Origin of the sequence: uncultured Corynebacterium sp. (assembly GCF_902489365.1) — a bacterium.
Taxonomy (GTDB): Bacteria; Actinomycetota; Actinomycetes; order Mycobacteriales; family Mycobacteriaceae; genus Corynebacterium.
In genome coordinates this window covers 31776-45002 of record NZ_CABTZR010000012.1, presented here as the reverse complement: position 1 = coordinate 45002, position 13227 = coordinate 31776, and the positions used below count along the sequence as shown (strand labels likewise).

The window sequence follows — 13227 nt, the reverse complement described above, 5'->3', positions numbered from 1 at the left end:
GAAGGCTTCCTTGACCTCGTCCACCTCGAGCACTCGCTGAGCCTCACGCCAGACACCTGGGAGCTGCTTCGCAGCAGCGCCGCCCCAGGCTCCGAGCCCTTGGCACTGAGCTACACCGCCGAGCTGGAGGAGGTACGCGATACGCCCTCGGGACGCCTCGTCGACGTGAGCGTTGCGGTCAACGTCGCCGTGCGCGGAGAAGAACATGAATTCGCGCAGTTGCACGAGCGTTTCCTTATCACCGGGCGGCGTGGTGACGCCCCGCTCGAGCTCGCGCGCACCGCAACTTATGGTGCACAAGAAAACGGGGCAGAGACAGCAGAGTCATTGGTCCGTGAGACTCCGCGCTCCTTCCGCCACCGCACCAGCATGGTGGCACCGGAATCCTTGCTGCCCTTCGCCGTGGTAACGGGGGATAGGAACCCCATCCACCTGTCCGCGAACGCAGCGGCATTGGCGGGGCATCGTGAAGGCCCCATCGTCCACGGCATGTGGACCTCGGCGCTGGCGCAGGCGACCGCGGCTTTTGACGGCGCCCGCGTCCTCGAGTGGTCCGCTACCTGGCTTGCACCCGTGCTGCCAGGCAGTGAGGTGGAGTTCGAGGTGGAACGGGTGGGCGTCGACAAGCGCGGCGGCTACGGCGAGGTCCGCAGCGTGACCGCCACCAGCCAGGGCGTGCCGGTGCTGCAAGCGCGAGCGACGATGAGCAGCCCCACCACCTTCTATGCCTTCCCCGGCCAGGGCATCCAATCCCCGGGGATGGGGATGAAGGACTATGCGGAATCCGCAGCGGCGCGCGCGGTGTGGGAGCGCGCGGACAAGCACACGCGGCAGAGCTTGGGCTTTTCCATCCTGGAGATCGTCCGCCACAACCCCGACACCGTGGTGGTGGATGGTGAGACCTTCACCCACCCAGACGGCGTGCTCTACCTGACGCAGTTCACGCAGGTGGCCATGGCGACGCTCGGCTGCGCACAGATTGCAGCGCTTAAAGAATCCGGGGTCCTTGAAAGTTGTGCCTTCTTCGCTGGCCACTCGGTGGGCGAGTACAACGCCCTGGCCGCCTATGCCGAGGTCCTGTCCTTGGAGGCGGTCCTGGACATCGTTTATGTCCGCGGGCTGACCATGCACCATCTGGTCGAGCGCGATTCCGCGGGCCAGTCCCTCTATGGTTTGGCGGCGCTGCGCCCGCACAAGATGGGGATGAGCGCGACCGAAGCCTTCGCCCATGTCGCTCGTGTGGCCGCGGAGACGGGCGAGTTCCTTGAAGTGGTCAACCACAATATTGCCGGGCGTCAATACGCGGTCGCCGGCACGAAGGCGGGCCTGGATGCGCTGAGCCGCGACGCCGAGCGCCGCGCTCCTGGGCAGCGTGCCGTCATCCCCATCCCGGGGATTGATGTGCCCTTCCACTCCTCCCGCTTAGTGGGCGGCGTGGCGGATTTCCGCACGCACCTCGACGCACTCATCCCTGAAGAGATCAACCTCGATGCGCTGGTGGGGCGCTATATCCCTAACCTCGTGGCGCGGCCCTTCGCACTGAGCCGCGAGTTCGTGGAGGCCATCGCAGAAGTGGTGGACTCGGAGCCCATCGAGGAGATCCTCGTGGACTTCGATGGTGCCATGGCATGCCCGGCGCGCCTGGGCCGCACCCTGCTCATCGAGCTTTTGGCCTGGCAGTTTGCCTCCCCGGTGCGCTGGATAGAGACCCAGGACCTGATCCTCGGGCAGCTCGGCGTGGAGCGTTTCATTGAGGTCGGCGTTGGCAGCGCGCCGACGCTGACCAACATGCTGGGCCAAACCCTGCGCCTGCCCCAGTACGCGGGCAGCACCGACATCGAGGTGCTCAACTATGAGCGCGACCGCGGGCGGGTCTTTGCCGACGACGCCGAGACGGCACCCGAGCCAGCAGCGCAGGTGGCTGGACAGCCGGAGACCGCCGAAGCGGAACCGGAAGTATCTGAGCCGCAGCAGTTAACGCACACCACACACCATGAAGAAACCGTGCACGCCCCGCGCGAGGAGGCGCCGGCTGTGGTGGCGGACCGCCCACTCAGCGTGCACCAGGCCCTGGAGATGCTTATTGCGTTGTGGACCAAGGTCCGGCCTGACCAGATGGCGGCGACCGATTCTATCGAAACCCTCGTGGAAGGCGTGTCCTCCCGCCGCAACCAGTTGCTCGTTGACCTCGGCGTGGAGTTCGGCATCAGCGCTATCGAGAATGCCGCGGATGCTGCCATCCCGCAGCTGGCGGAGAGCGTGGCTCAGCGCGCGCCGGGCTATGCAACCTTCGGGGAGGTCCTCAGAGAGCAGGTCGCGCAGACTCTCAACCGGCTCACGGGACCGGCGGGCAAGAAGCCGAGCTACGTGGCCGAGCGCGTGAGCAGTACCTGGGGATTGGGCCCGGGCTGGGTCGATCGCGCGATCGTGCAGCTGGTCCTGGGCACGCGCGAGGGCTCCTCGCTGCGCGGCGGGAACCTGGCCAGTTTGCCCATGACCGGCGCGGCCTCGGTTGCTGAGCTCGATGAACTGATCGACGCCGCGGTGCGCGCCGCCGGCGAGTGCGAAGGAGTCTCGCTGCAAAAGGCCGTATCGGCAACGCCACACGAGACCGTGGACCCGGAGGCGGTGCGCGCCTATACCGAGCGCCTTGAATCGGCGCTGGAGGACTCCGCCCGCGCCGCACTCGCCGCCCTCGGCCGTGAGGAGACCCCGATTGAGCAGGGGGACAGCGCAGCACACACGGAGCTGGAGCAACTCGTTGCCACGGAGCTGGGGCCGGACTGGCGGCAGCGCGTCGCCCCCGCTTTTGATGCGCGCAAGGCAGTGCTTCTCGACGACCGCTGGGCCAGCGCCCGCGAGGGCATCGCCCGCGCGGCCGCCGCCGGAGAAGCTGAGCCCGAGCTAGACGTGTTGGGCACCGGCGAGGAGGTTGCGCTCCTGGCTGAGCACTTCGGCTACGAAGATCTGGCCCGCGATGCCCGCACCCCGGCCGACGGGTTGCTCTTCGCTGATCAGGTGGCGGTGGTGACGGGTGGCTCACCGGGTTCGATTGCCGCCGAGCTCATTGGCGAGTTGCTCGCGGAGGGCGCAACCGTGATTGCGACGACCTCCCAGCTAAGCCACGAGCGCCTAGAGTTTTATAAGGAGCTCTACCGCAGGCGGGCTGTCGGCGCGGCAGCGCTGTGGGTCGTTCCGGCAAACCTCAATTCCTTCGCGGACGTGGATGCGCTCGTGGAATGGATTGCGGCGGAGCGCACCGCCACCGTAGGTGGCGAGTCCGTGCAACTGAAGCCGGCCTACGTGCCGGATCTCCTCTTGCCCTTCGCCGCGCCGCGTGTGGCGGGTACCCTCCAGGATGCCGGTGCGGGGGCGGAGTCCCAGATGCGCGTGCTGCTGTGGTCGGTAGAAAAGCTCATTGCGGCGCTTTCCGCCGTGGGCGCGGATACACACGTGGGCCATCGACTGCACGTGGTGCTTCCAGGCTCGCCCAACCGTGGACGCTTCGGCGGCGATGGTGCTTATGGCGAGGCCAAGGCTGGCCTCGATGCCTTGGTTAACCGTTGGTCTTCTGAGCAATCCAGCTGGGGTGCGCGGACCTCGCTGGTGCACGCCCACATTGGGTGGGTGCGTGGCACCGGCCTGATGGGCGGCAACGATCCATTAGTTGAGCAGGTGGAGGCCCGTGGCGTGCGGACCTTCTCAGCGAAGGAGATGGCGGTGCAGCTTCTCGACGCCACCGCTTCCCCCGACATCCGCGCCCAGGCAGCGTCCTCACCGCTGAGAGTTGACCTCACCGGTGGGCTGACCGAGATTGAGCTGGACCTTGCTGCACTTGCCAGCGCGGCGCGTGCCGACAACGCCGGGACCGGTTTTGGTGACACCCCCGATGCTGCTGACCATCCCGCAAGGGGCACTCTTGGAGCGCAAGCTCCGCGCACGGTAAAGGCCCTGCCGAACGTGCTGAGGCCTAAGGAGTGGACCAGCCCCGATTTCAGCGGGGCGACGCAGTCCCTGGAAGACATGGTGGTCATCGTCGGTGCCGGCGAGCTGGGCCCGCTGGGCTCCTCGCGTACCCGCTATGAGGTGGAGGTCGGCGGAGAGCTCTCCGCCGCCGGAGTGTTGGAGCTGGCGTGGAGCCGCGGACTCGTCAGTTGGGATGAGCACACGGCCGGCTGGCTGACAGCCGAAGGTGAGGAGTTAGCGGAGGAAGACGTCTACGAGCGTTTCCACGACGAGGTCCTCGCCGGAATTGGTGTGCGCCGCTTCCACGATGACTTCGGCCCGCACCTGCCCATGGTGGATAACCTCGCGCCCGAGCTGACCACCATCTACTTGGAGAAGCCGCTGAGCTTCACCGTGGGGGATGAAGCGACGGCGCGCAGTTTCGTCGACAGCTGCGAGGGTGCCACGTTGCGGCGCGTTACTGATCCGACCGGTGAGATCGAATGGCAGGTCACCCGGCCCGCCGGCTCCGCGGTGCGGGTACCGCGGCGCGTGGCTATGACGCGTTTTGTGGGCGGCCAGATTCCAGAGGGCTTCGACCCGCAGGTCTACGGCATCACCGCGGACATGGTGGATAACCTCGACCGCCTAGCCCTCTGGAACCTGGTGTGCACGGTGGAAGCTTTCCTGTCGGCGGGCTTTAGTCCGGCCGAGCTCTTAGCCCACGTCCACCCGGCGCGGGTGAGCTCCACCCAGGGCACCGGCATGGCAGGCCAGGAGGCGCTGCGTTCGCTGTACGTCGACAAACTTCTCGGCCAGCCGCGCCCCAATGACATCCTCCAGGAAGCGCTGCCCAACGTTATTGCCGCGCACGTGATGCAGTCCTATGTCGGCGGCTATGGCCAGATGGTGCACCCGGTGGCCGCCTGTGCCACGGCGGCGGTGTCGGTGGAGGAGGGCGTCGACAAGCTGCGCCTGTCAAAGGCCGATTTCGTGGTGGCCGGAGGCGTTGATGCCCTATCCATCGAGGGAATTACCGGCTTTGGTGACATGGCGGCCACGGCCGATAGCGCGGAGTTGGAAGCGAAGGGGATTGAGCATCGCTTCTTCTCCCGCGCCAACGACCGCCGCCGCGGCGGCTTCGTGGAGTCCGAAGGCGGCGGGACTATCCTGCTTGCGCGGGGAACCTTCGCGGCGGAGATGGGGTTGCCGGTTCTCGGCGTGGTGGGCTTTGCTGAGTCCTTCGCCGACGGCGCGCACACCTCCATCCCCGCGCCGGGCTTGGGCGCACTCTCCGCGGCGCGGGGTGGGCAGGACTCTCGCCTGGCCCGCTCGCTGGCGGCCCTCGGCGTGGGCGCGGACGATATTGCGGTGGTGTCCAAGCACGATACGTCCACCAACGCCAACGACCCCAACGAATCGGACCTGCACGAGCGCATCGCCGCCGCACTCGGCCGCAGCCCCGGCAACCCGCTGTATGTGGTTTCGCAAAAGAGCCTGACCGGGCACGCCAAGGGCGGTGCCGCCGCCTTCCAGCTGGTGGGGCTGTCCCAGGTGCTGCGCAGCGGAATTCTCCCGCCTAATCGTTCGCTTGATTGCGTCGATCCCGTGCTGCGCCGTCACTCGCACCTGCTGTGGCTGCGCCAGCCGTTGGACCTTCGCCGCACCCCGCCGAAGGCGGGCCTGGTGACCTCCCTGGGCTTCGGGCATGTTTCCGCCCTCATCGCGCTGATCCACCCGGGTGCTTTCTTTGCCGCATTGGCCCGGGAGCAGGGCGAGGGCGTGGCCGAAGCCTGGCGGGCAGCCGCTACCGATCGCGAGCGGCGTGGTCTGCGGCGCCTAGAAGATGCCATGCGAGGTGGAGCAGCGCTGTACGAGAGGCCGGTGAACCGCAACCTTGGCTCGGGCCCAGCCACCGAGGTGACCGAAAGAGAGGCCGCGGTGCTGCTGAGCGAATCCGCGCTGCTGCGTGACGGCATCCTCGAACCGGAGGGAGGAGACACAACGCAACGGGGGTAGCTTCCGTTGGCGTATCCCCAGCGTGCAGCCTCTGGAACGATAAAGAAGCAGGTCAGACGGGTTGGAGAAGTCCCTCAATCTGGGGCACCATGCAAGGGTGAATAAAGCTAAGAAGCCCCTATTAGGCCTTATTTCGGTGGTCGCCGCCACTCTGCTTGCCGCTTGCTCCGCCACCGGTGGTGCGCCCCGCCCCGAAGCGGACGGCGAGCTAGCCGGTGGCGTCGACACCGAACGCCTTGTCGTCGCCATGATTTCCCACGGCGCGCCGGGTGATACGTACTGGGATCTCGTGCGCAAGGGCGCGGAGGATGCCGCCCGCAAGGACAACATCGAGCTGCGCTACTCCTCCGACCCGGAAGCACCCAACCAAGCTAACTTGGTGCAATCCGCCATCGACTCCGGCGTGGACGGCATCGCCGTGACCATGCCCAACTCTGGGGCGATTGGCCCTGTGGCCAAGAAAGCTGCGGATTCCGGCATCCCCACCGTGGGGCTTAACGCCGGCATGGATGATTACCAGAAGTACGGCATGAGCGCCTTCTTCGGCCAGGAGGAAAAGGTGGCCGGCACCAAGGCCGGTGAGCGCCTCAAGGACGATGGCGCCAAGCACGTTCTGTGCGTCATCCACGAGCAAGGCAACTCTTCTCAGGAGTCGCGCTGCGCCGGCGTGAAGGACGGGCTGGACAACGGCAAGGTGGAGATCCTCTACGTCAACGGCAAGGATCTGACCGCCGCGCAGTCCACCATTAACGCAAAGCTGAGCCAGGATCCTTCCATCGATTGGATCATGGCGCTGCAGGCCTCCGTGGCGATGCGCTCCGCCGACGCGGTTGCCGATGCCTCCTCCCAGGCCAAGATCTCCACTTTCGACACCAACGCCGAGCTTGTCGACGCCATCGCGGACAACCGCATCCAGTGGGCCGTCGACCAGCAGCCCTACATGCAGGGCTACCTCGCCGTCGACTCGCTGTGGTTGGCACACCGCAACGGTTCCACGATGGGTGGCGGCCGCCCCGTGTACACCGGCCCCTCCTTCGTGGATTCCACCAACGTGGACATCATCTCCGAATCCGCTAAGGCAGGTCTGCGATGAGCGAAACCGCCACTGCATCAGACGAGGCTCTATCTAGCCCCACCGATACGCGCCTGACCCGCCGCAGCGGTTTCGCGCGGCTCATCCGCCGCCCAGAGTTGGCCAGCCTGCTCGGCGCTGTGGTCATCTTCGTCCTCTTCATGATTGTGGCGCCCGCCTTCCGCTCGGTGGAGGCCCTCTCCACGGTGCTCTACGCCAGTTCCACGCTGGGTATCGTGGCCCTGGCGGTGGGCCTGCTCATGATTGGTAACGAGTTTGATTTGTCCTCGGGCGTGGCGGTGACCTCCGCGGCGCTCGTGGCCACCATGCTCAACTACAACTTCCACCTCAACTCGTGGGTGGGCGTGGGCCTCTCCTTGTTGACCGCGCTGGCCATCGGTGCGCTCAATGGATTCCTTGTGGTGCGCACCAAGATTGACTCCTTCCTCATCACCCTGGCGGCCTTCCTTATGCTGCAGGGTCTCAACCTGGCGATTACCAAGCTGGTCACCGGCCAGGTAGCCACCCCCACCATTTCGGACATGGAAGGCTTCGGCTCTGCTCGCATCATTTTTGCCGGCACCATTCACATCGGCAGCTTGAGCATCCGCGCTACCGTCATCTGGTGGCTCCTCTTCGTCGCCATCGCCTCATGGGTGCTGTACAAGACGCGCTGGGGAAATTGGATCTTCGCCGTTGGTGGCGACGATGAAGCCGCCCGCGCCGTCGGCGTTCCCGTGCGTCGCGTCAAGGTGGCGTTGTTCATGCTCGTCGGATTTGCAGCGTGGTTCGTGGGCATGCACACCCTTTTTGCCTTTGATTCCATCCAGGCCGGCCAAGGCATTGGTAACGAGTTCCTCTACATCATCGCTGCGGTCATTGGAGGCTGCTCCATGACCGGCGGGCGCGGTACCGCGGTGGGCACCGCCATCGGCGCGCTTATTTTCGGCATGACCAACCAGGGCATCGTGTACGCTGGCTGGAACCCTGACTGGTTCAAGTTCTTCCTCGGCGCGATGCTGCTCTTTGCCGTGCTCACGAACACCTCGGTGGCCAACTTTACGAGGAAGCGATAACCATGATTGAGCTGCACGATATTTCCCAAACCTTCGGCAACTTCCACGCCCTGCGCGGTATCAACCTCAGCGTCAAGGAAGGCGCAGTGACCTGCGTTCTGGGAGACAACGGTGCGGGTAAGTCCACGCTGATCAAGATCCTCGCCGGCCTCAACCAGCCCACCGGCGGCACCATCACCGTCGATGGGGAAGAGGTGAACTTCGCCAGCCCGCGCGATTCCCTCGATGCTGGTATAGCTACCGTGTACCAGGATTTGGCGCTGGTGCCTTCGCTGTCGGTGTGGCGCAACTTTTTCTTGGGGCAGGAGCTCACCGGGGCGCTGGGGAGCTTGCGTGAAGAAGAAATGAAGCGGATTACGCATGACCAGCTGGCCGAGATGGGCATTGAGCTTGGCGACGTCTCCGTGGAACTCTCCGCTCTCTCCGGCGGCCAGCGCCAGGTGGTCGCCATTGCTCGCGCCATCTACTTCGGCGCGCGCTACATCATCTTGGACGAGCCGACCGCCGCGCTCGGCGTGAAGCAATCGGGCATGGTGCTGCGCTTTATCGACGCCGCCCGCGAACGCGGCATGGGTGTGGTGTTCATTACGCACAACCCGCAACACGCCTACCTCGTGGGAGATCACTTCATCGTGCTCACGGTGGGGCAGATGTCGCTGGATGCCTCCAAGGAGGAGGTCACGTTGCCGGAGCTGACCCAATGGATGGCCGGCGGCGATGAGCTGGAGGAGCTCAAACAAGAGCTAGCGCGTTAGAACGCGCTGTGGGGCAGCTAAGCTGGCCCGTATGACAGTGAGCGGCGTGAGCGTGGGCACCGACCTAGTACACATCCCTTCCTTTGCCCAGCAGCTGGAGCTTCCCGGAACGCGCTTTGCGCGGGTCTTTAGCGCTTCCGAGCTGCGCGTGGCGCAGGCCCGTGGACTGAGAGGTGCTGCCCGCGCGCAGCACCTCGCGGGGCGCTGGGCAGCGAAGGAGGCCTTCATCAAGGCGTGGTCCCAAGCACTCTACGGGCGCCCGCCGGTCATGACAGAGGAGGCCGTGGACTGGGCCGAGATTGAGGTCCGCCCCGATGCGTGGGGCCGCGTAGCACTGGAACTGCGGGGCGAGATTGCCTGTCTCACGCGGGAATCCCTGGGGGATTTTTCTACGGCGTTGTCGATCAGCCACGATGGTGACTACGCCACCGCCATCGTGTATCTTTCGCGGCACACGCCATAACTCACGCCATGACCTAGGCGCTGGTCGCGATGGCGAAGAGGTAGGCGATGAGCATGCGCTTAATTTCTTCCACCACGCCATCGAAGCTTTCCTCCGAGCGCATAGTGCTGTAATTCAGCAGCGAGACCACGGTGTGGACGAGGAAGGCCGCAATCTCCACGCGGGCGGTCTCATCCATGCCTTGGGCAAGTGGTTCGATGATCTCGGCGATGGGTTTGAGGAGAGACAGCTCCGTGTCAGCGGCCGTGGCGCGGGTGGCCGGCGTGGACTGTACGGCATGCCACACCGCGCGGCGCGAGCGGTCCTCGCGCCAGACGCGCGCCATACGGTCAATGAACTCCTCGAGAAAGTCCGGCCACTGCAGGGCCGGCACGCGCTGGGAGAATCGCTCAACCTCCGCCAGCATTTCGGCGGTGTCCTGGCGGTCGAGCTCGCAGATCAGCACGTACTTGTTGGCAAAATACTGATACAGCGTGCCAATCGGTACCTCCGCGCGGCGCGAGACCTCGTCGAAAGTAAAAGACTCGAAGCCATGGTCCACGAGCGTTTGACGCGCGCAGGACAAAATCCGGTCATACTTGGCCCGGCTGCGTGCCTGCGCTGGGCGACGCCTCGGGACCAGAATCTCCGGTGACTTCGAGCTGGATTCCACGGTTTAGTTGAGCCCCTTGAGCACGCGGGCGACGTGGCCGGTGGCCTTGACGTTGTACATGGCTTGGCCAATGGTGCCGTCTTCTTCGACGAGGAAGGTAGAGCGGATAACTCCTTGCACTACCTTGCCGTAATTCTTCTTCTCACCGAAAGCGCCGTACGCAGTCATGACTTCCTTGTCGGGGTCTGACAGCAGCGGGAAGTTCAGCTCATGGTCCTCCCGGAACTTAGCCAGGGCCTCGGGCTTGTCAGGGGAGATGCCCACCACGGCGATGTTCATGCCATTGAGTTGCTCTAGGCTATCGCGGAAGTCGCAGGCTTCCTTCGTGCAGCCAGGGGTATTGGCGCGCGGGTAGAAGTAGACCACCACGCGCTGGCCGGCATAGTCGCTGAGGCTTACGGTGTTGCCGGCATCATCGCTGAGGGAAAAAGCTGGGGCTTTGTCACCCACGGACAGTCGTTGTGCTTCAGTCATGGTTTCTACCTTACCGTGCTGCGGGACAGTGCCTTCCCACACAACTCTGCGTCCCCACGGTGTCCCGTAGGTGAATCCAACCTCGGGTGGACATGCGGGGGTGTCGCGAGTCAATGTAGAATGTCCACGTTAGAACCTCAACGGTTGGAAAGACACTAACCGCAACAACACCGAACGAAGCCAAAATTCAGGAGATTCACGTGGCACGCAACATTGATGATATCCAGCGCGACATCGAGCGCACCCGCCGTCAGCTGGCTAGCACCTTGGATGAGCTGGCTGATCGCAGCAGGCCGCAGAACCTCGTCGAGGACGCCAAGGGTGCGGCCACCCAGAAGCTGCAGGAGCGCAACGTACAGATGGCACTCGCCGGCGTGGGCGCTGCTGTCGTAGGCCTCATCGCTTTCTCCGTGTTCCGCTCCAAGCGCCGCAAGTCTGACATCAAGGAACTGCAGCGTCTGCTTGCTGAGCGTCGCTAAGCGCGCACTACACAGCGAGGTCCCGCCAGGAGATTGAAACCTGGGCGGGACCTTTTTATTTGGGATCTTAAAAGGCAACCGGCGGTTGGTTAGACTCAGGGCGTGAGTCGAAATTCCCCTGAGAACCTCTTGTTGTACTTGCGGCCGGAGGATGAGGCCGTAGTGCGCGGGGTGTTTACGGCGTTGGCGGAGGAAGGCTTTCCCGTCCAGCACCAGCGCCCGCACATCACAGTGACCTTCGCGCCGACAATGGACCCAGGCGTGGTGGAACTGGCGCGCGAGCTGCTGCCACCACTGATGCCGGCGGTCTTCCACCGCGTAGGCACGGTGGTGTTCGGCAGGAAAAGTAAACAGACCGTAGCGTGGCTTTTGGAAACCACGGATGACCTGGAGATCGCTGCGCGCCAGGTTAGCGCCGCAAACCCAGAAGGCCGCGGGCCGCGGTGGACCCCGCACCTGACCATGGGGTTGCGTCTGCCTAGAGCGCTCGTGCCTGACTATATGCGCGCACTCGATGAAATCGCCGGGCCGGAGCATAAAGAGTTTAGGGCTGACCATGCCGCGTGGTGGAGGCCTAAGACGCAGCGCCTCGACATCTTTGGCGGGTCTGTGCCGTCGGTCGCGAGCGCGAATCCGCCGAGCGATTAAGAAACAGGAAACCCTCACTCCGGATAACCCGGGTGGGGGTGATGTTGTGCGCCATCAGGGAATCGAACCCCGAACCCACTGATTAAGAGTCAGTTGCTCTGCCAATTGAGCTAATGGCGCTGGTGTTTACCTAGCTGGCTCTGATTTCCTCAGTGCCTGCCGTGCAACGAGATGTAACTTTAACACCCTCTTCCTGAAAAGGTAAAATCGCCAGGTGAATAAAGGTTTTTGGACTCCTTAGGTAGCGGCTATTTTTCTCTTCCTTGAAAGCGTGGGGTGCGGGAGTGGGAAAGGCCGGTAACGAAACGGTTAAGGGCGGTGGCGCTAACTAGTTGGAAGGCCGTGCGGGCGGTTAGGCTTAGTGCACTCTTGTCCTTGTTTGTTCTTTTTATGAGCTAGGGGTTTATGTGCACTCTCTATTCCCTTCTGCACGTCCCGCAGTGCTTCTCTCGAGTCTCATTGCGACTGCCTCCCTTCTGACCGCCTGCACCATTGGCGGGGCCGAGACTTCCAGCCCAGCCGATAGTCACTCTGAGGCAGATTCCCAAGCGAGTGCTTCGGCGGAGGCGTCGGCCTCGGCAGCCGCTAAAGCGAAGCAGCTGAAGTTTTCCGTCAAGGACGGTGCTAGCAATGTTGATCCATCCGAACCGGTGGAGGTGAGTTCCCCGGCTGGCCTGAAGTCGGTGACGATGACCAACGAGGCTGGCATTGAAGTGGAAGATGAGCTGTCCTCAGACTCGACCACGTGGAAGAGTGCTGAGGTACTGGGCTATAACCGCACCTACACCATCGATGCCACAGACAAGGATGGCACCCACAAGACCATCACCTTCACCACCCCGCAGGCCGCGGCGGTGTCTGAGGTGGCGTTGAGCCCGCTGCCGGACTCCGAAGTAGGGGTGGGCCAGGTTATCGGCGTGCGTTTCGGCAACTATGTCACCGACCGCAAGGCAGCCGAGAAGGCCATCACGGTCAAGACCGAGCCCGCCGTTGAGGGGGCGTTCTACTGGGTAAATAACCAGGAGGTGCGCTGGCGACCGCAGAACTACTGGGAGCCGGGCACGAAAGTGACTGTCGACGTCGACCTCTACGGCCGCAACCTTGGCGGTGGTGTCTACGGCGGCGAGGATGCCTCAACCAACTTTACTATCGGTGATCGCGTCATCACGCTGATCGATAACAACACGAAGATGATGTCGGTGTTCAAGAATGGGGAGGTGCTGCGCCGGATTCCGGTGTCGATGGGTAGGGATGGCCAGTGGGACACCCCGAATGGCGCCTATATTATCGGTGACCAGTACCCGTCCCTCACCATGGACTCGACTACCTTTGGCCTGGCTCTCGACGCCGGCGGTTACAAGACCGACGTTCAGTGGGCGACCCAGATGTCCTACTCCGGAATATATGTCCACGCAGCGCCCTGGGCTGTGGGTGCGATGGGCAGTTACAACCAGTCCCACGGCTGTATCAATGTAACTACTGAGGCTGCTCAGTGGTTCCAAAACACGGTCAAGCGCGGCGATATTGTGAGGGTTTCCAACACCGGCGGTGGCGTGCTAAGCCCGCTCGACGGCCTGGGAGATTGGAACATGGACTGGGAGACATGGTCTGCGGGGAACGCTACCGCTAACCAGTAGCCCGGCT

At 63.9% G+C, this 13227-nt stretch carries 10 protein-coding genes and 1 tRNA gene; 8 read left to right on the top strand and 3 right to left on the bottom strand.

Features of this window, described 5'->3' with window-relative positions; translation table 11 throughout:
• The 5 genes from RDN59_RS03340 to RDN59_RS03320 form a co-directional block, all read left to right on the top strand.
• Positions 1–5964 (top strand): polyketide synthase (locus tag RDN59_RS03340; RefSeq protein WP_308606592.1); only part of this gene is annotated, 5964 nt, incomplete at its 5' end.
• A 97-nt stretch (positions 5965–6061) separates the two neighbouring features.
• Positions 6062–7057: a substrate-binding domain-containing protein gene (locus RDN59_RS03335; protein ID WP_308606591.1), complete on the top strand. Its 996-nt coding sequence runs from the start codon at positions 6062–6064 to the stop codon at positions 7055–7057.
• Positions 7054–8112 (top strand): ABC transporter permease, encoded by a 1059-nt coding sequence (locus RDN59_RS03330; RefSeq protein ID WP_308606590.1) that lies wholly within the window; start codon positions 7054–7056, stop codon positions 8110–8112. Before RDN59_RS03335 ends, RDN59_RS03330 begins: the two co-directional genes overlap by 4 nt.
• Positions 8113–8114: 2 nt before the next feature.
• The gene (locus RDN59_RS03325) at positions 8115–8867 is read left to right on the top strand and encodes an ATP-binding cassette domain-containing protein (protein WP_046647351.1); all 753 of its coding nucleotides are present in this window, start codon (positions 8115–8117) and stop codon (positions 8865–8867) included.
• Between the two features lie 31 nt (positions 8868–8898).
• Entirely contained in the window at positions 8899–9330 is a 432-nt protein-coding gene (locus RDN59_RS03320; protein WP_308606589.1) for a holo-ACP synthase, read from the top strand.
• 13 nt (positions 9331–9343) lie between these two features.
• Here the strand turns inward: RDN59_RS03320 and RDN59_RS03315 are convergent, their stop codons facing one another.
• Positions 9344–9982 carry a TetR family transcriptional regulator gene (locus RDN59_RS03315; protein WP_308606588.1) on the bottom strand — a complete coding sequence of 213 codons (639 nt, stop codon included), beginning with the start codon at positions 9980–9982 and terminating at the stop codon, positions 9344–9346.
• A 3-nt stretch (positions 9983–9985) separates the two neighbouring features.
• Positions 9986–10456 carry a thioredoxin-dependent thiol peroxidase gene (gene bcp, locus RDN59_RS03310; protein WP_070509732.1) on the bottom strand — a complete coding sequence of 157 codons (471 nt, stop codon included), beginning with the start codon at positions 10454–10456 and terminating at the stop codon, positions 9986–9988.
• Positions 10457–10656: 200 nt separating this feature from the next.
• On the opposite strand from bcp, the gene RDN59_RS03305 reads away from it, so the two are divergent.
• A complete protein-coding gene (locus tag RDN59_RS03305; RefSeq protein WP_308606587.1) occupies positions 10657–10935 on the top strand; it encodes a DUF3618 domain-containing protein in 279 nt (92 codons plus the stop codon).
• 102 nt (positions 10936–11037) lie between these two features.
• A complete protein-coding gene (locus RDN59_RS03300; RefSeq protein WP_308606586.1) occupies positions 11038–11583 on the top strand; it encodes a 2'-5' RNA ligase in 546 nt (181 codons plus the stop codon).
• Positions 11584–11630: 47 nt separating this feature from the next.
• Here RDN59_RS03300 and RDN59_RS03295 read toward each other — a convergent pair.
• Positions 11631–11703 (bottom strand) — tRNA-Lys (locus RDN59_RS03295).
• A 287-nt stretch (positions 11704–11990) separates the two neighbouring features.
• Between RDN59_RS03295 and RDN59_RS03290 the strand changes: the two genes are divergently transcribed.
• Complete coding sequence (locus tag RDN59_RS03290; RefSeq protein WP_308606585.1) at positions 11991–13220, top strand: Ig-like domain-containing protein; 1230 nt, start codon at positions 11991–11993, stop codon at positions 13218–13220.
• Positions 13221–13227: the final 7 nt, after the last annotated feature.